Origin of the sequence: Streptomyces sp. NPDC008163 (assembly GCF_042956885.1) — a bacterium.
Lineage (GTDB): Bacteria > Actinomycetota > Actinomycetes > Streptomycetales > Streptomycetaceae > Streptomyces > Streptomyces drozdowiczii_A.
Genome location: NZ_JBIBHG010000004.1, coordinates 409,489 through 427,481, shown reverse-complemented (window position 1 = coordinate 427,481; position 17,993 = coordinate 409,489). Strand labels below are relative to the sequence as shown.

The 17,993-nt window shown below is 71.7% G+C and carries 17 protein-coding genes; all 17 read left to right on the top strand.

What is annotated here, in order from left to right:
• Positions 1 to 134: 134 nt before the first annotated feature.
• The 17 genes from ACFZAT_RS12355 to ACFZAT_RS12275 all read left to right on the top strand — a co-directional run bounded on the left by ACFZAT_RS12355 (position 135) and on the right by ACFZAT_RS12275 (position 17,946).
• Complete coding sequence (locus tag ACFZAT_RS12355) at positions 135 to 1,145, top strand: ABC transporter permease subunit (RefSeq protein WP_276104730.1); 1,011 nt, start codon at positions 135 to 137, stop codon at positions 1,143 to 1,145.
• Complete coding sequence (locus ACFZAT_RS12350) at positions 1,142 to 2,092, top strand: ABC transporter permease subunit (protein ID WP_391263437.1); 951 nt, start codon at positions 1,142 to 1,144, stop codon at positions 2,090 to 2,092. The genes ACFZAT_RS12355 and ACFZAT_RS12350 overlap by 4 nt, the downstream gene beginning before the upstream one ends.
• 51 nt (positions 2,093 to 2,143) lie before the next feature.
• Positions 2,144 to 3,784 (top strand): hypothetical protein, encoded by a 1,641-nt coding sequence (locus ACFZAT_RS12345; RefSeq protein ID WP_391263435.1) that lies wholly within the window; start codon positions 2,144 to 2,146, stop codon positions 3,782 to 3,784.
• A 39-nt stretch (positions 3,785 to 3,823) separates the two neighbouring features.
• On the top strand, positions 3,824 to 4,999 hold the full coding sequence (locus ACFZAT_RS12340; protein WP_391263433.1) for a Gfo/Idh/MocA family oxidoreductase: 1,176 nt from the start codon (positions 3,824 to 3,826) through the stop codon (positions 4,997 to 4,999).
• A 271-nt stretch (positions 5,000 to 5,270) separates the two neighbouring features.
• Entirely contained in the window at positions 5,271 to 6,269 is a 999-nt protein-coding gene (locus ACFZAT_RS12335; protein WP_391263431.1) for an MBL fold metallo-hydrolase, read from the top strand.
• Between the two features lie 62 nt (positions 6,270 to 6,331).
• Positions 6,332 to 7,681 (top strand): ATP-binding protein, encoded by a 1,350-nt coding sequence (locus ACFZAT_RS12330; RefSeq protein WP_391263429.1) that lies wholly within the window; start codon positions 6,332 to 6,334, stop codon positions 7,679 to 7,681.
• A complete protein-coding gene (locus ACFZAT_RS12325; RefSeq protein ID WP_328902912.1) occupies positions 7,678 to 8,103 on the top strand; it encodes a roadblock/LC7 domain-containing protein in 426 nt (141 codons plus the stop codon). Before ACFZAT_RS12330 ends, ACFZAT_RS12325 begins: the two co-directional genes overlap by 4 nt.
• Entirely contained in the window at positions 8,100 to 8,453 is a 354-nt protein-coding gene (locus ACFZAT_RS12320) for a DUF742 domain-containing protein (RefSeq protein WP_391263426.1), read from the top strand. The genes ACFZAT_RS12325 and ACFZAT_RS12320 overlap by 4 nt, the downstream gene beginning before the upstream one ends.
• Positions 8,431 to 9,045 carry an ATP/GTP-binding protein gene (locus tag ACFZAT_RS12315; protein WP_391263425.1) on the top strand — a complete coding sequence of 205 codons (615 nt, stop codon included), beginning with the start codon at positions 8,431 to 8,433 and terminating at the stop codon, positions 9,043 to 9,045. Before ACFZAT_RS12320 ends, ACFZAT_RS12315 begins: the two co-directional genes overlap by 23 nt.
• The gene (locus ACFZAT_RS12310) at positions 9,042 to 10,316 is read left to right on the top strand and encodes a cytochrome P450 (protein WP_391263423.1); all 1,275 of its coding nucleotides are present in this window, start codon (positions 9,042 to 9,044) and stop codon (positions 10,314 to 10,316) included. The genes ACFZAT_RS12315 and ACFZAT_RS12310 overlap by 4 nt, the downstream gene beginning before the upstream one ends.
• A gap of 104 nt (positions 10,317 to 10,420) precedes the next feature.
• Positions 10,421 to 10,819, top strand: a complete 399-nt coding sequence (locus ACFZAT_RS12305; protein WP_391263421.1) for a cell division protein SepF — start codon at positions 10,421 to 10,423, stop codon at positions 10,817 to 10,819.
• Between the two features lie 9 nt (positions 10,820 to 10,828).
• Positions 10,829 to 11,188, top strand: coding sequence for a MazG-like family protein (locus ACFZAT_RS12300; RefSeq protein ID WP_391263419.1), 360 nt, complete (start codon positions 10,829 to 10,831; stop codon positions 11,186 to 11,188).
• Between the two features lie 146 nt (positions 11,189 to 11,334).
• Positions 11,335 to 11,871 carry a DUF6099 family protein gene (locus ACFZAT_RS12295; RefSeq protein ID WP_391263417.1) on the top strand — a complete coding sequence of 179 codons (537 nt, stop codon included), beginning with the start codon at positions 11,335 to 11,337 and terminating at the stop codon, positions 11,869 to 11,871.
• Positions 11,872 to 11,977: 106 nt separating this feature from the next.
• Positions 11,978 to 12,901: a TIGR03560 family F420-dependent LLM class oxidoreductase gene (locus ACFZAT_RS12290; protein ID WP_391263415.1), complete on the top strand. Its 924-nt coding sequence runs from the start codon at positions 11,978 to 11,980 to the stop codon at positions 12,899 to 12,901.
• 12 nt (positions 12,902 to 12,913) lie between these two features.
• A complete protein-coding gene (mmuM, locus tag ACFZAT_RS12285) occupies positions 12,914 to 13,834 on the top strand; it encodes a homocysteine S-methyltransferase (protein ID WP_391263413.1) in 921 nt (306 codons plus the stop codon).
• 69 nt (positions 13,835 to 13,903) lie between these two features.
• The gene (locus ACFZAT_RS12280; RefSeq protein ID WP_391263411.1) at positions 13,904 to 15,385 is read left to right on the top strand and encodes a 3' terminal RNA ribose 2'-O-methyltransferase Hen1; all 1,482 of its coding nucleotides are present in this window, start codon (positions 13,904 to 13,906) and stop codon (positions 15,383 to 15,385) included.
• Positions 15,382 to 17,946, top strand: a complete 2,565-nt coding sequence (locus tag ACFZAT_RS12275) for a polynucleotide kinase-phosphatase (RefSeq protein WP_391263409.1) — start codon at positions 15,382 to 15,384, stop codon at positions 17,944 to 17,946. The genes ACFZAT_RS12280 and ACFZAT_RS12275 overlap by 4 nt, the downstream gene beginning before the upstream one ends.
• The last annotated feature ends 47 nt before the right edge of the window (positions 17,947 to 17,993 follow it).

Below are 17,993 nucleotides of genomic sequence, written 5' to 3'. Positions count from 1 at the left end.
ATACGGGCGCACGGTCGTGAACTATGTGCCTGTCGCCGCGAAGGAGCAGCGGCCGCGCTTCCCCGAAGCGTGCGCCGCTGTCCACGTATGCGGGACGTCCTCTCGCTCCATCAGCCCTGGAGGTGCCTGTGACGATGGCAAACACGCCGGTCACAGCTGCGCGGCCGCCCGTGCCGCAGCCCCGCGACCCGGAAGACGCGGAACGCCCCGCGGGGAGGAAGGGCAAGAAGAACCGAATACGGCAGCCGCTCCGGCAGCGACTCAAGCGGGACAAGGCGCTCCTGCTCTTCTGTCTGCCCGGAGTGCTGTACTTCGTCCTCTTCTTCTATCTGCCGCTCGCGGGCAACGTCATCGCCTTCCAGGACTACCAGCCGTTCCTGGGCTTCAAGCAGAGCCCGTTCGTCGGGATGGCGAACTTCACCGCGCTGCTGGCCGAGCCCGAGTTCTGGAGCGCGGTGTCCAACACCCTCCAGATCACGGCGATCCAGCTCCTCCTGTACTTCCCGGCGCCGATCGCCCTGGCCCTGCTGCTCAACTCGCTCATCAGCGAGAAGATCAAGCGGTTCATCCAGACCGTCGTCTACCTGCCGCACTTCCTGTCCTGGGTCGTCGTCGTCGCGATGTTCAAGCAGGTGCTCGGCGGCGCCGGATCGGTCACCACGCTCCTCATGGAGCACGGGGTCAGCATCGGCAACGTGATGACCGACCCGGGGACCTTCAAGTTCCTCATCACCGCGCAGGCCATCTGGAAGGACTGCGGCTGGGGCACGATCATCTTCCTGGCGTCCATCGCCTCGATCGACATGGGGCAGTACGAGTCCGCCGCGATGGACGGCGCCGGCTGGATGCGCCGGATCTGGCACATCACCCTGCCCGGCATCCGGCCGGTCATCCTGATGCTGCTCATCCTGCGGCTCGGCGACATCCTCTCGGTCGGCTTCGAGCAGATCCTGCTCCAGCGCGACGCCGTCGGCCCGGACGCCGCCGAGGTCATGGACACCTACGTCTACTTCCACGGAGTCGTGGACGGCGACTGGGGCATGAGCACCGCCGCCGGACTGATGAAGGGCGTCATCGGATTCGCCCTCATCCTCGCCGCCAACAAGCTGGCCCACCGCTTCGGCGAGCAGGGAGTGTACCGATGAGTCAGTCCGTCGCGACCCGGCTGCGCGCCGCCCGGTCCGGGGCCACGCCCCGCCCCCGCAAGTCCAACGGCCGCCCGCCGTGGATGGAGCGCCCGCACTGGTACGGGCAGGGCGCCAAGGGCCTCGCCCTCATCGTGCTCACCGTGATCGTGCTCTACCCGTTCGTCCTGGCCATCGGCACCAGTCTCGCGGGCCGCGAGGAGCTGAACGCCAACGGCGGCTACGTGCTGATCCCGCACCACCCGACGCTGGAGGCGTACCGCGTCATCCTGTCCGGGGGCGTGGTCACCCGGGCCGCGGTGGTGTCCATCTTCATCACGCTGATCGGGACCGCGCTCAGCCTGGCCTGCACGGTGATGATCGCGTACGGCACCTCGCGGCCGGGCACGGTCCTCGCCAAGCCGATCCTGCTGCTGGTGCTCGGGACGTTCCTCTTCGCACCCGGCATCATCCCGACGTACCTCGCCGTCCAGCAGTTCCACATGCTGGATACGTACGCCTCACTGGTCCTTCCGGTGCTGCTGAACGCCTTCAACATCGTCGTCGTCCGCTCGTTCTTCCAGTCCATTCCGGAAGAGCTGTACGACGCGGCGCGTATCGACGGCGCAAATGAGGTCACCGTCCTCTTCCGGATCGTGCTCCCGCTGTCGAAGGCGGTCCTCGCCGTGGTCGGCCTGTTCTACGCCGTCGGGTATTGGAACAGCTTCTTCAACGCGGTGCTGTACCTCAACGACTCCAGCAAGTTCCCCATCCAGGTGATCCTGCGGAGCTACGTCCTCAACGGGCAGAGCATCAACGCCTCCGCGATGGGCGTCCACTCCATCCCGCCCGCGACCTCGCTGCAGATGGCCGTACTGATCATCGCGATCGTGCCCATCTTCTGCGTCTATCCCTTCCTGCAGAAGTTCTTCGTCAAGGGCGTCCTCACCGGGGCGATCAAGGGCTGACCCGCCCGCCCCGCACCACCGCCCCGTACGCCACCCACTTCAAGGAGCCCCATGTCCACCCACCTGTCCCGACGCGGTTTCATGGGCGCCGCGGGAATCGCCGGCCTCACCGTCGCGGGTCTGACGACCCTGAGCGCCTGCGGCAGCGGCGCCTCGGTCAGCAAGGGCGGCGCCAAGGCGTCGGCCAAGCTCAAGCTCCCGACGTACGTGGCGGCCCAGACCGCCCCCGCCGACCTCGCGGGCAACGCGGCGGGCCTCGACGCGACCTATCTGCGCTACCCCAAGAAGCTCACCAAGTCCGTCGCGAAGACCCCCGGTGACGGCAGCCGCATCACCGCCCTCACCGAGACCTTCACCACCCCCGCCCCGCCGCAGGCCAAGAACGGCTACTGGCAGGAGCTGAACAAGCGCCTCGGCGCCCGGTTCGACATGACGATCGTCGTGGACCAGGGCGTCGACGCGTACCTCACCAAGTTCAACGCGATGATGGCCGGCGGCGACATACCCGACCTGGTCTGGTTCCCGCCGAACCAGGGCATCCAGCGCGTGCCCGAGCTCCTCGACGCCAAGTTCCACGACCTCACCCCCTATCTGTCGGGCGACGCGGTCAAGGCCTACCCGAACCTGGCCAACCTGCCGACCACCGCCTGGAAGACCGCCGTCGTCAACGGCAAGATCCGCGGCGTCACCGTCGCCTACGGCTCCATGGGCCAGGTGTACGTCGTCAACCAGGACTTCTGGAAGCCGGTCGGCGGCGCCGAGTTCACCAGCGCCGAGGACTTCCTCGCCAAGGGCAAGGAGCTGCTGGACGTCAAGCGCAACAAGTACGTCCTGGAGCCGGCGTACGTGAACCACATCGCCCAGTTCGCCCAGTGGTTCGGCGCCCCCAGTGCCTGGCGGCTCGAAGGCGGCAAGCTGACGCACCAGTACGAGACGGAGGAGTACCAGGAGGCCCTGGCCTTCGCCGTCAAGTGCGCCAAGGCCAAGCTCTTCTGGCCGGACCCCAACCTCAGCACCACCATGGAGAAGATGGCCCAGGGCTCCCTCGGCGCCTACGTCCAGTCCTTCCCCAGCTTCCTCGTCGACGCCAAGACGTACGACTTCCCGTTCGGCGTCATCGTGCCGTTCGCCGCCAAGGAAGGCGCCACGCCGCACTACAACATGGGCTACGGCTCCGTCGGTTACACCGCGATCAACAAGAAGGCCGACGACAAGCGCGTCAAGATGCTGCTGCGCGTCCTGGACTACCTGGCCGCCCCCTTCGGTACGGAGGAGCGGCTCTTCCTCGACAACGGCATCGAGGGCAAGCACTGGAACCGCACCTCCGACGGGGACGTCAAGCTCACCCCCAAGGGGAACTCCGAGGCCGTGACCACCGCGATGCCGCTGGCCTTCCTCGCCGCCGGACCCGAGTACATCTACCTGCCGGGCCGGGGCGAGCTGGCGGGCAAGATCCACGGCTGGCAGGAGGACCTGCTCAAGATCGCCCAGACCAACCCGACGAGCGGCCACTTCTCGGACACGTCCACCAGCAAGAGCCCGTCGCTCACCACCGCCATGAGCGACATCCAGCTGGACATCGTCGCCGGCCGCAAGCCGATCTCCGCCTTCCAGGACGAGCTGCGCAAGTGGCGCTCCGGCGGCGGCGACAAGATGCGCGCCGAGTTCGAGGCGTCGCTCGCCGGCAAGTAACGTCCGCCCGCACGACCCGCACCAACTGAAGGGACTCCCGTGTCAGACCTGCGACTCGGCGTCATCGGGCTCGGCCTGCGCCGGTCCATCGCGATGTCGGCCCACCACCCCGGCAAGGGATCGGCGATCACCGCCGTCTGCGACCTCGACCCGGAGGTGCGCAGCCGCGAGGCCGAGCGTTTCGGCGCCGAGATCGCGGTCGAGGACTACAAGTTGCTCCTCGGCCGGGACGACCTGGACGCGATCATCGTCGCGACCCCGGACGACACCCACGAGACCATCGCCATCGACGCCCTGAGGGCCGGCAAGGCGGTCTTCGTGGAGAAGCCGCTCGGCATCTCCGTCGAGAGCTGCGACAACATCCTGCGCGCCGCGTACGAGACCGGCACCCGGCTCTACGTCGGCCACAACATGCGCCACATGGGCGTCGTCCGGCTGATGCGCGACATCATCGCGCGCGGCGACATCGGCGAGCCCAAGGCCGTCTGGGTGCGCCACTTCGTGGGCTACGGCGGTGACTACTACTTCAAGGACTGGCACGCCGACCGCACCCGCACCACCGGTCTGCTCCTCCAGAAGGCCGCCCACGACATCGACGTGCTGCACTGGCTGGCCGGCGGCTACACGCAGCGCGTCAACGCCCTCGGCGACCTGCTCGTCTACGGCAGCCTGCCGCGCCGCGAGCCGGACACCCCGCGCCCCGACAACTGGCTGCGCGAGTTCGACTGGCCGCCGACCGCCCGCAAGGACCTGCACCACATCGTGGACGTCGAGGACGTCTCGGTGATGAACATGCAGCTGGACAACGGCGTCGTGGCCGCCTACCAGCAGTGCCACTTCACCCCCGACTACTGGCGCAACTACACGGTCATCGGCACCGAGGGCCGGCTGGAGAACTTCGGCGACGGCCCCGGCGACGAGGTCAAGGTCTGGAACACCGGCCCCAGCGGCTATCGAGCCGACGCCGACATCACCTACCGGGTGCCCGAGGCCAAGGGCTCCCACGGCGGCGGCGACAGCCGGATCATGCAGGAGTTCGTCCGGTTCGCGCGCGACGGCGGAGCCACCGACACCTCCCCGGTCGCCGCCCGGATGAGCGTCGCCGCCGGTGTCCTCGCGACCCGCTCCCTGCGCGAGGGCGGCGCACCCCACGAGGTGCCGCCGCTCGACCCGGAGCTGATCGCGTACTTCGAACGCGGCCAGGTCCGTTCCTGACGGGTGGCCCACGGGTCCCCGGCGCACCGCTCCCAGTGGTCGCGCCGGGGACCCTTCGGCATCTCTTTTCGGCCATGCTCAGCGGGTAATCGGTCTCTTCCGGTTTGGCGGCGCCGTATCCCGTAATGGTGACGAAGCCGGTCCGAAGTGGTCTCGTACGGTCACCGCCCTGCCGTCCGCGCAGCTGCGCAAGGTCCATTTCGAGCCAATCGCGTGCCTATCTGGCCGGGCTCGAACGCGCGACCGGAAACCGGTCGGCATAATCGCGTCCATGTCGATCACGGGTGGGGATGTCGTTGACCTTGGCAGGGGCCTGTACGCCTGGCTCCCGCCGAAGCGTGGCTGGGGGCTGGCCAACTGCGGGCTGCTCGTCTCGCCCCGCGGTGCGCTGTGGATCGACACGCCGTACGACCCGGTGCTCGCCGGCCAGTTCCTCGCCGAGTCCACCAAGCGGCTGCCCGACGGCGTCACCATCGACCGGGTGATCGTCACGCACGCCAACGGCGACCACTTCTGGGGCGCGGGCGTGCTCCCGGACGCCGAGATCATCGTGACCCGCGAGGCCAGGGAACACATCCACTACGAGCCCTCGCCGCAGCAGCAGCACGCGCTCGTCACCGGCGGCGACCCGGCCACCCCGCTCGGGGCCTACCTCGCCCGCCACTTCGGCCCGTTCGACTGGTCGCAGACCGAGCCCGTCCGGCCCACCACCTACTTCACGGGCGAGCTCGAACTGAGCCTCGGCGACTACCCGGTGCAGATCACCTCGCTCGCCCCCGCGCACACCACCGGCGACCTGATGGTCCACCTGCCCGCCCAGTCCACCGTGTTCAGCGGCGACATCATCTTCTCCTCGTCCGCCGAGCAGCCCGGCGACCACCCGATCCACTGGGAAGGCCCGCTGAGCAACATCATCGGCGCCTGCGAACAGGTGCTGGCCACCGGTGCCGAAACGATCGTCCCCGGCCACGGACCCGTCCTCGACCGGGCCGGGGTCCGCGAGCACATCGCGTACCTCGCGTACATCCAGGAGCGCGCCCACGCCCTGCACGCCGCCGGTGTCCCCTCCATCGACGCCGCACGCCGGGTCATCGCCGAGGGCCGCTACCCCGGACTCGGCCTGCCCGAGCGGCTGGTGGTCACCATCGCCAGCGAATACCGGCAGCTCGACGGCTCGGAGCGGCGCAGCGTCGTCCAGGTCATGACCGACGTCGCCACGGTCGCACACGAAGTGGAGCAGGTCAGTGAGCCGGCAGGCAGCGCGGGCTGACCGCGCGGTCCAGCCCCGCGCGCACCGGCGGACCGACCCGACGAGAGAAACGCGGTAACGGCATGGCATGGATCGTCGCACTGATCGCCGTCGTCGCCGCGGTGGCGGGCTTCTCGCGTGCCTACCGGACCGGCCTCCTGGAGCAGCAGGCCGTCACCCGCGCCGAACTCGCCGAACGCCAGGCCAAGGCCGCCGAGGCCCGCACCGCCGCCCTCCTGGACGAGATCCGGCAGCTCGCGCGCCGACGGATACCCGCCGCCGCCCTCGCCCTCTCCCACCCCAGCGCCACCGTCCCCGGACTGCGCGAGGCGGCCGAGGTCGACGGCGGCGCCGCCCTCCTGCTCACCGAGGCCGTCCAGGCCGCGCGGACCGCCGTCCTCGAAGAGCGCGGACGCGTCGACGCGGCGGCCCGCGCCGCGATGCGCGGCACCTCCGCCAAGATCCAGTCCCTGCTGAACCAGTCCCAGCAGCTGCTGCACGAGCTCCAGCACGAGTACGACGACCCGCGCATCCTCCAGCTCGACTTCCGCAACGAACTCGCGCTGCGCCGCACCCAGTCCACCGCCGTCCTGTGCGACGCCTGGCCCGGACTCGCCCGCCAGAACTCGCCGCTGGTCGAGATCGTCCTCGGCGCCCAGTCCCGCGTCGCCGGCTACGAGCGGATCAAGGTCTCCAACCACCTGCGCGACGAACGCCTCGCGCTCGCCGCCCGGGCCGCCGAACCCCTCGCCATCGCCCTGGCCGAACTCCTCGCCAACGCCACCGCGTACTCCCACCCCGACACCGACGTCCAGGTCACCGTCCAGCAGAGCGGCGGCCGGGGCGCGTTCCTTGTCGTGGACGACGCCGGTATCGGCATGGACGAGGACGCCCTCGAACGAGCCCGCGCCCTGCTGGCCGGACCCGCCGAGGTGCTGCTCACAGAGCTCGGCGACCCGCCGCAGACCGGCTTCGCGGTGGTCGGCCGGCTCGTCGTGCAGTACGGCTTCGAGTGCCACATCGAGGCGTCCCCGTTCGGCGGCATGCGGACGATCCTGCGCGTCCCGGCCCACCTGCTCACCGTGCTCGACGAGGACCGGAACCTCTCCGCCCTCGCCCCCGCACCCGTGACCGCCGCCACCGCTCAGCCCGCACCGGCCGGAACGGACACCCCCGCACCCGACGCCGCCGAGCCCTCGGGACTGCCCAGCCGGCGCCGCCGTGCACCGCGCCGCACCCCCGCCACGGCCACCGCCGCGCGGGCCGCCGAGCCGTCCGCCGCGCAGCCGTCCCGTACCCCGGAGGCGGCAGGGGCTTCCTGGGCGGCCCTCCAACAGGGCACCCTCAACGGCAGGAGCGTCACCGGGCGGACCCCCGCACCGGACCCCGGCGCCCCCGACCACCAGGACGACCAAGGAGACGACGAGAAGTGAGCGCCCCCAGCCCCACCTCAGGCGACCTCGCATGGGTGCTGACCCCGCTGCTTGAGCTGCCCGGAGTCCAGCACGCGGTGGTCGCCACCGGCGACGGCCTGGTCGAGGGCGCGTCCCCCGGCCTCGACCGCGCCTCCGGCGAACGGGTCGCCGCGATGACCGCCACCCTGCACGCCGCCGCCCGCGCCTTCACGACCGCCTTCACCGACGCCGAGGCCCCGCAACTGGCGCAGACCGTCGTGGAATCGGACCTGGGCTTCGCCATCGTCGTACCGGCCGGGCGCAACACCACCCTCGCCCTGTTCGCCGAACCCGGCGCCAAGCTCGGCGACATCGCCTACCAGATGCAGGTCCAGGTCACCGCGCTCACCCGGGCGATGCACGCACCCGCCCGCCAATCGGACACCGCCGCCCGGCCATGACCCCCGGCCCAGCACGCCGTCTGATCCCCGCCTATCTGGTCACCGGCGGCCGGTCCCGCCCCGCCGGCCCCGCCCTCGACCGGCTCGCCGTCCTCGTACGCACCGACGCGCCCGTGCCCGACGACGCCGGAACCCAGGCCCGCAGACTCTGCGACCTGCTGGCACCGGGTGCCCTCACCGTCGTCGAGTGCGCGGCCCACCTGGACCTGCCGGTCAGTGCCACCGTCTTCCTGGCCACGGACCTCGCGGCCACCGGACTACTGCTCACCCGACCGCCGATACCCAGTGCCGGGCAGATCGACAGGTCGCTTGTCGAGAGGCTGCTCGATGGACTCCGCTCCCTCCCCTGACCGGACCGGCGTCGGCTATCTGCCGGACGCCGCCCGGACCCTGATGAAACTCGTCGTCACGGGTCCCTTCGGCGTGGGCAAGACCACCCTGATCCGCACCCTCTCGGAGATCGCCACCCTCCACACCGAGGAGGCGATGACCCAGTCCAGCACCCGCGTCGACTCCACCGCCGGACTCCCCGACAAGACCACCACCACGGTCGCCATCGACTTCGGCCGCCTCACCGTTCCCGACGACCTCGTGCTCTACATGTTCGGCACCCCCGGCCAGGAGCGCTTCCTGCCGCTGTGGGAGGACATCGCGCGCGGCGCCCTCGGCGCTCTCGTCCTCGTGGACACCCGGCGGCTCGCCGACTCCTTCGCCGTGATGGACATGGTCGAGGAGCAGGGACTGCCGTACGCCGTCGCGGTGAACCGTTTCCCCGACGCCCCCGCACACAGCGACGAGGTCCTGCGCAAGCATCTCGACCTGGACGACACCACCCCGCTCGTCCAGTGCGACGCGCGGGAACGGCGCGGCAGCGTCGACGCCCTGATCGCACTCGCCGAACACGTGCTGACCCGCATGCCGCAGCCCGAGGACGCCTCATGACCACGTACGCGCCACCACCGCAGCCCCTCGCGCTGTTCGGCCCGGCCTTCGCGGCCGACCCGCAGGGCCACTACCGCGCCCTGCGCGAGCACGGTCCGCTCGCACCGGTGCGGATCGCGCCCGACGTGGAGGCGCTGCTCGTCACGGACTACCAGGCCGCCATCGACCTGCTCCGCGACACGCACACCTTCAGCAAGGACCCCCGCGCCTGGCAGGCGACCGTTCCGCCGGACTCGCCGGTGCTGCCCGTGCTCGGGCACCGCCCCACCGCCCTGTTCAGCGACGGAGCGGTGCACGCGCGCTACCGCGAGGCGATCAACGACAGCCTCGCGCTGATCGAACCGCATGTCCTGCGCGCCGAGGTGGCCCGGGTCGCCCGGCAGCTCATCGGCCGGTTCGCCGCCACCGGCAGCGGCGACCTCATCGCCCAGTACGCCCGCCGCCTCCCCATGCACGTCTTCGTCACCTGGTTCGGCGCCGACCCCAAGGACGGGGAACGCATCGTGGACGGGATCGCCGGGATGATGAACTCGGCGGCCGACGCCGCCGCCGCGTACGCCGACCTGGTCGACGTCGTCACCCGTCTCGTCGCCGACCGGCGCGCCCGGCCGCGCCGCGACCTGACCTCGTACTTCCTCGCCCACCCGGCGGGGCTCGACAACGACGAGACGGTGCGTCAGATCACCCTGGTGATGAGCGCGGGCAACGACCCGATGACCAACCTCATCGGCAACGCCACGCTCCACATGCTCACCGACGAACGCTATGCGGGCTCCCTGCACGGTGGCGCGATGACCGCCCACGAGGCGATCAACGAGGTGCTGTGGCGCGACCCGCCGATCGCCAACCTGGCGGCCCACTACCCGCGCCACGACACCGAGTTCCACGGTGTCCGATTGCGCGCCGGACAGCTCGTCCTGGTCTCCTACGCCGCCGCCAACTCGCAGTCCCCGCCGCCCGTCACCGACGACGGGCTCCGGTCCGGGGCCAGTGCCCACCTCGCCTGGTCGGCCGGGCCCCACCGCTGCCCCGCCAAGCAGCCGGCCCTACTCATCGCGATGACCGCCATCGAACAGCTCACCAGCCTCCTGTGCGACGCGCGGCTCGCCGTTCCGCCCGGCGAACTGCTCTGGCGCCCGGGCCCGTTCCACCGCGCGCTGGCCCACCTCCCGATCCGCTTCACCCCGCTGGACACCACCGCCGCGCCGAGCGGCGCCATCACCGTCGCGGAGCCCTCGGACGTGATTCCGGCGGCGGCAATCGACACCTGAGCCGTGTCGCTCGTAGGCCGAACGGGTGAGGGAGGGGACAATCGCCCGATGAACAGTGAGCGCAGCCGGCACAACGCCGACCGATGTGCGGACGGGGTGGTCCGGTGAGCAGGTACGACAGGTACGACGTCACGGACGAGCAGTGGGAGGGGCTGGCCCAGGTCGTACCGCTGCGCAGCCGCAACGAGTGGCCCTCCCGGGTGGACCACCGCTCCGTCCGGGACGAGCCGGAACCCGCCGAGCAGCGGCGCATGGTCGTGCTGCGGGTCCAGGTGTTCGCCGACGCCCGCGAGGTCGCGGAGTACCTGGTCGCGCAGGTGCCCGTGCTGCTCGACCTGACCAGCGCGGAAGCCGATGTGGCCAAGCGCATCCTGGACTTCGCCAGCGGTGTCGTCTTCGGGCTCGGCAGTGGCATGCACCGCGTGGACCGCAATGTCTTCCTGCTGTCACCCGCCGGCATGGAGGTCGAGGGCGTCACGGCGGCCGGGGTGCCGGGGGCTTAGGGACAGCAGGTGACCGAACTCGACGTACCGGCCCTCCAGCGGCGGCTGGCCGCCTTCGCGGACGCGCGCGACTGGGGGCAGTACCACACCCCGAAGAACCTGGCTGCGGCGCTGAGCGTGGAGGCCGCCGAACTCCTCGAAATCTTCCAGTGGCTGACGCCCGAACAGTCGGCGCGGGTCATGGAGGATCCGGAGACGGCGCCCCGCGTCGCGGACGAGGTCGCGGACGTGCTCGCGTATCTTCTGCAGTTCTGCGAGGCGCTGGGAATCGACGCCCTCGCTGCGCTCGCGGCCAAGATCGAACGGAATGAGTCGCGCTTTCCGGTCCCGGGGGCAACGGGCGACCAAGATCGTCACTCTTCGGAGTGATCGACTTGTTCACATTCGATTGAGTGTCCACAGATTTCCGAAATCCTCTGGCGTTTCGGTGCGGTCGCCCTCACTGTGGGTAATGAACGTGGTGAGCGGGTTTTCCGCGGCGACGAGCGGGTTTTCGCATCGGACGGGGGAAGTCGATGGAAGCGGAACGGCTGGTAGCGGTCATCAGGCAGGCGCTGGCGCAGAGCCGGGGCACACCGGACATCATCGCCGAGGCGTGGCAGGCGCAGGCCCTGGCCCAGGCGGTCGGCAGCCGGCTGGCGGCGGGCGGCCCCAAGGAGCTGCGGGCCGAGGCGGGCGCTCTCAGCGAGATCGGGGGCGGCACGAGCGGCGCCCTCGACCACCCGGCGGCCCGCGCCGGGGTGGCCCGCGCGGCGCGGCTGACCGAGGTCGCCGATCCCCGCGCGGCCCTGACGGGCCTCGCCGCGCTGCTCGGGGAGGTCGGTATGGCCCTGGTCGGGGTGGCCTGCGAGACCGATGAGCAGGGCCTGTACTGGCAGTGCATGGAGGCGATCGACGCCGCGGACGAGTCGACCGACCGGGTCCGCTCCATGCTCCGGCTCCTGGACGAGCGGGAGCGCGAGCGGCGGGAGGAGCTGGAGCGCGGCCGGGAGCGGGACGGCCCGCACGGGGTGCTGCACGGCCCGGTGGGCCCGGTGACCGGCCTTCAGTGAGCGGTACGCCCTCCGATACGTCCTCCGTAAGCCTCCGGGACCGCGACTCCACGCGGACCGTGCCCCGGAGAAGGGCCCGCGGCGCGCGCGGGTGCAGGATGGAGGCATGGATCTCCGCATCTTCACCGAGCCCCAGCAGGGCGCGAGCTACGACACCCTCCTGACCGTCGCCAAGGCCACCGAGGACCTCGGCTTCGACGCCTTCTACCGGTCCGACCACTACCTGCGCATGGGGCAGGGCGACGGCCTGCCCGGCCCCACGGACGCCTGGATCACGCTGGCCGGGCTGGCCCGCGAGACCAAGCGCATCCGCCTCGGCACCCTGATGACGGCGGGCACCTTCCGGCTCCCCGGCGTCCTCGCCATCCAGGTGGCGCAGGTCGACCAGATGTCCGGCGGCCGGGTCGAACTGGGCCTGGGAGCAGGCTGGTTCGAGGACGAGCACAAGGCGTACGGCATCCCGTTCCCGAAGGAGAAGTTCGGCCGCCTGGAGGAGCAGCTCGCGATCGTCACGGGGCTGTGGGCGACCGAGGTCGGCAAGACGTTCAGCTATGACGGCACGTATTACCAGCTCACGGACTCGCCCGCGCTGCCCAAGCCCGCCCAGTCCAGGATCCCGGTGCTGATCGGCGGGCACGGCGCGAAGCGCACCCCGCGCCTCGCCGCCCAGTACGCGGACGAGTTCAACATCCCGTTCGCCTCGCTGGAGGACAGCGAGAAGCAGTTCGGCCGGGTCCGGGAGGCGGCCGCGGCGGCGGGCCGCACCCCCGACGACCTGGTGTACTCCAACGCGCTGGTCGTCTGCGTCGGCCGGGACGACGCGGAGGTGGCGCGCCGGGCCGCCGTCATCGGCCGGGACGTGGCCGAGCTGAAGGCCAACGGGCTCGCGGGGTCGCCCGCCGAGGTGGTCGACAAGATCGGGCGGTTCGCGGCGATCGGGGCATCGCGGATCTATCTCCAGGTCCTCGACCTGGACGACCTGGACCACCTGGACCTGATCGCCTCCCAGGTCCAGTCCCAGCTGGGCTGAGAGCGGGCCGCGATGACACCGGGGCCCGGGCGCCCGCTGGCCGCCGCACTGGCCGAGGGCACGGTCCTGCTCGACGGCGGGCTCTCCAACGAGTTGGAGGCGCGGGGCTGCGATCTGTCCGACGCGCTGTGGTCCGCCCGGCTGCTCGCCGACGGACCCGGGCAGATCGAGGCCGCCCACACGGCGTACGTGCGGGCCGGGGCCCAGGTGCTCATCACGGCCAGCTATCAGGCGAGCTACGAGGGGTTCGAGCAGCACGGAATCGGGCGGGACGAGGCGGCAGGGCTCTTCGCCCGCAGCGTGGAGCTGGCCCGCCGGGCGGCCGGAGCGGTGGACCGGGACGTCTGGGTCGCGGCCTCGGTCGGCCCGTACGGGGCGGTGACGGCGGACGGCGCCGAGTACCGGGGCCGCTACGGGCTCACCGTCCGGGAGCTGGAGCGCTTCCACCGCCCCCGCGTCGAGGCGCTGGCCGCCGCCGGGCCCGACGCGCTGGCCCTGGAGACGGTGCCGGACCTGGACGAGGCGCGGGCGCTGCTGCGGGTGGCGGGGGAGTACGGGCTGCCGGTGTGGCTCTCCTACACCGTCGCCGGGGGCCGGACGCGGGCCGGGCAGCCGCTGGACGAGGCGTTCGCCCTGGCCCGGGGCCACGACGAGGTGATCGCGGTCGGGGTCAACTGCTGCGACCCCGCCGAGGCGGCGGCCGCCGCGCGGACGGCGGTGGAGGCGACGGGCAAGCCGGCCGTGGTCTACCCGAACAGCGGCGAGGACTGGGACGCGGGGACCGGCGCGTGGACCGGGGCGGCCACGTTCACCCCGGACCGGGCGGCCTCCTGGGAGGCGGCGGGCGCCCGGCTGATCGGCGGGTGCTGCCGGGTGGGACCGGAGGCGATCACGGAGCTGGCGCGGGCGGTGCGCGGCCGGGCGTCCGAGTGACATGGGGCCATGCGTGAGTCCCGGGAAAATGCCTGGTGGGGGAGGGGCGGGCAGATCATACTCAAACACGTGTTCCTGACGATCAGTACAACCGGCTCCCCGGAACGTCCCGCCACCGACCTCGGGTTTCTGCTGCACAAGCATCCCGAGCGGGCGCAGGCGTTCTCCACCTCCCACGGCACCGCGCACGTCTTCTATCCCGAGGCGTCGGCGGAGCGGTGCACGGCGGCCCTGCTGCTGGAGGTCGATCCCATCGCCCTGGTGCGCAAGGGAAAGGGCAAGGGCCGGGGCGGGGCGCCCGACGCGGCGCTCGCGCAGTACGTCAACGACCGCCCCTACGCGGCATCCTCGCTGCTGTCCGTCGCGATGAGCACCGTCTTCAAGTCCGCGCTGAGCGGTGCCTGCAAGGCGATGCCCGAGCGGGCGGCGGCCCCCATGGAGCTGCGGATCGAAGTGCCCGCCCTGCCGGCCCGTGGTGGTGCCGAGCTGGTGCGCAAGCTCTTCGGTCCGCTCGGATGGACGCGGGTGGAGGCGGAGGCCGTACCGCTGGACGAGACGTTCCCGGAGTGGGGCGACTCGCGGTACGTACGGCTGGTGCTCGAAGGTGAGCTGCGGCTCGCCGACGCGCTGCGCCAGCTGTACGTGCTGCTGCCGGTCCTCGACGACGCCAAGCACTACTGGGTGGCGCCCGACGAGGTCGACAAGCTGCTGCGCGCGGGCGAGGGGTGGCTGGCGGAGCACCCCGAGCACAAGCTCATCACCAGCCGCTACCTGGCACGGCGCTGGGGGCTGACCCGGCAGGCGATGGAGCGGCTGGAGCTGGTGCGGCTCGCGGAGGCGGACGACCTCGACGTCGAGAGCGTAGACAACGCCGTGGACGAGGGCTCCGACACCGAGGAGCGTCCGGTGCCGCTGGCCGTGCACCGCCGCGACGCGATCCTCGCCGCGCTCACCGCCGCGGGCGCCGGGCGGGTCCTCGACCTCGGCTGCGGACAGGGGCAGTTGGTGCAGGCGCTGCTGAAGGACGCGCGCTTCACGGAGATCGTCGGCCTCGACGTGTCCGTGCGCGCCCTGACGATCGCCTCGCGCCGGCTGAAGCTGGACCGGATGGGGGAGCGGCAGGCGTCCCGTGTGACGCTGCGCCAGGGGTCCCTGACCTACACGGACAAGCGGCTCAAGGGGTACGACGCCGCGGTGCTCAGCGAGGTCATCGAACACCTGGACCCGGAGCGGCTGCCCGCCCTGGAGTTCGCCGTGTTCGGCTCCGCGCGCCCCCGCACGGTGCTCGTGACCACGCCCAACGTCGAGTACAACGTCCGCTGGGAGACCCTGCCGGCCGGTCACACCCGCCACGGCGACCACCGCTTCGAGTGGACCCGGGCCGAATTCCGGGCCTGGGCCGAGGCGGTGGCCGGACGGCACGGGTACGACGTGGAGTACGTGCCCATCGGCCCGGACGACCCCGAGGTCGGCCCGCCCACCCAGATGGCCGTGTTCTCCCTCGGCACCGCCGCCACCGACGAGACCCAGAAGGAGGCGAAAGCCGCATGACCACCCACGACACCGGGCGCGCCCCGCGCACCCTCCCCGTCACCGACCTCTCCCTCGTCGTGCTCATCGGCGCCAGCGGGTCCGGCAAGTCCACGTTCGCGCGGCGCCACTTCAAGCCGACCGAGGTCATCTCCTCGGACTTCTGCCGCGGCCTCGTCGCCGACGACGAGAACGACCAGAGTGCCAGCAAGGACGCCTTCGACGTCCTGCACTACATCGCGGGCAAGCGCCTCGCCGCCGGCCGGCTGACCGTCGTGGACGCCACGAACGTGCAGCCGGAGGCCCGGCGCCAGCTCGTCCGGGTGGCCCGGGAGTACGACGTGCTGCCCATCGCCGTCGTGCTCGACCTGCCCGAAGAGGTCTGCCTCGCCCGCAACGCCGCCCGCCCGGACCGTGCCGACATGCCCCGCCACGTCATCCAGCGCCACCGCCGCGAGCTGCGCCGCTCGCTGCGCGGCCTGGAGCGCGAGGGCTTCCGCAAGGTGCACATCCTGCGCTCCGAGGACGAGGTCGAGCAGGCCGAAGTGGTCCTGGAGCGCCGCTACAACGACCTGCGCCACCTCACCGGACCGTTCGACATCATCGGGGACATCCACGGCTGCCGCTCCGAGCTGGACACCCTCCTCGGCAAGCTGGGGTACGTGGACGGCGCCCACCCCGAGGGCCGCACCGCGGTCTTCGTCGGCGACCTCGTGGACCGCGGCCCCGACAGCCCCGGCGTCCTGCGCCGCGTGATGTCGATGGTGGCCGGCGGCAACGCGCTCTGCGTCCCCGGCAACCACGAGAACAAGCTCGGCCGCTACCTCAAGGGCCGCAAGGTCCAGCTCACCCACGGCCTCGCCGAGACCGTCGAGCAGTTGGAGCGGGAGGACGCGAAGGACCCCGAGTTCCGCGAGAAGGCCGCTGCGTTCATCGACGGGCTCGTCAGCCACTACGTACTGGACGGCGGCCGGCTCGTCGTCTGCCACGCCGGGCTGCCCGAGAAGTACCACGGCCGTACCTCAGGCCGGGTCCGCTCGCACGCGCTGTACGGGGAGACCACCGGCGAGACCGACGAGTTCGGGCTGCCCGTGCGTTACCCGTGGGCCGAGGACTACCGGGGCAGCGCCGCCGTGGTCTACGGCCACACGCCCGTGCCCAACACCTCGTGGATCAACAACACCATCTGCCTGGACACCGGTGCCGTCTTCGGCGGGAAGATGACCGCGCTGCGCTGGCCGGAGCGCGAGCTCGTCGACGTACCGGCGGAGCAGGTCTGGTACGAGCCGGTGAAGCCGCTGGAGACGGAGGCGCCCGGCGGCCGGGAGGGCCGGCCGCTGGACCTGGACGACGTGCAGGGCCGCCGGATCGTGGAGACCCGGCACATGGGCCGCCTCGCCGTCCGCGAGGAGAACGCGGCCGCCGCCCTGGAGGTCATGAGCCGGTTCGCGGTCGACCCCCGGCTGCTGCCCTACCTGCCGCCGACCATGGCGCCCACCGCCACCTCGCGCGAGGACGGCTACCTGGAGCACCCGGCCGAGGCGTTCGGCGAGTACCGGGCCGCCGGCGTGGCGAAGGTGGTGTGCGAGGAGAAGCACATGGGCTCCCGCGCCGTGGCCCTGGTCTGCAAGGACGCCGCCGCGGCCCGCGAGCGCTTCGGCACCGCGGACGGCGGGCCCACCGGCGCGCTGTACACCCGCACCGGACGCCCGTTCCTGGACGAGACCGCGCTCACCGAGACGGTGCTCGGGCGGCTGCGCGCGGCCGTGACCGCGGCCGGGCTGTGGGAGGAGTGGGGCACCGACTGGGTGCTGCTCGACGCCGAGCTGATGCCCTGGTCCCTGAAGGCACGCGGCCTGCTCCGCTCGCAGTACGCGGCCGTGGGTGCCGCCTCCGGCGCGGTGTTCCCCGCCGCCACCGGGGCCCTCGCGGCGGCCGCCGCGCGCGGCGTCGAGGTGGGCGCGCTCGCGGACCGGCAGCGGGAGCGGGCCGAGGACGCGGCGGCGTTCACGGAGGCGTACCGGCGTTACTGCTGGGGCACCGACGGGCTGGACGGCGTGCGCCTCGCGCCGTTCCAGATCCTCGCCGTACAGGGCCGCTCCCTCGCCTCCGTACCGCACGACGAGCAGCTGGCCTGGCTGGACCGGCTGGTCGAGCACGACCCCACCGGGCTGCTCCAGGTCACCCGGCGGCTCGTCGTGGACACCGCCGACGAGGCGTCCGTCCGCGCGGGCACCGACTGGTGGCTGGAGATGACCGGCCGGGGTGGCGAGGGCATGGTCGTCAAGCCGCTCGGCGCGCTCGTCCGGGACGCCAAGGGACGCCTGGTGCAGCCCGGCATCAAGGTGCGCGGCCGGGAGTACCTGCGGATCATCTACGGCCCCGAGTACACCCGCCCGGACAACCTGGACCGGCTCCGCGGCCGCTTCCTCGGCCACAAGCGCTCGCTGGCCCTGCGCGAGTACGCCCTCGGCCTGGAGGCCCTGGACCGGCTCGCGGACGGCGAGGCGCTGTGGCGGGTCCACGAAGCGGTGTTCGCCGTCCTGGCGCTGGAGTCGGAGCCGGTGGACCCCCGGCTCTGATGGCACGCCGGGCCGGGGCGGCAGAACAGGCTGGCGATTCGCCGGGT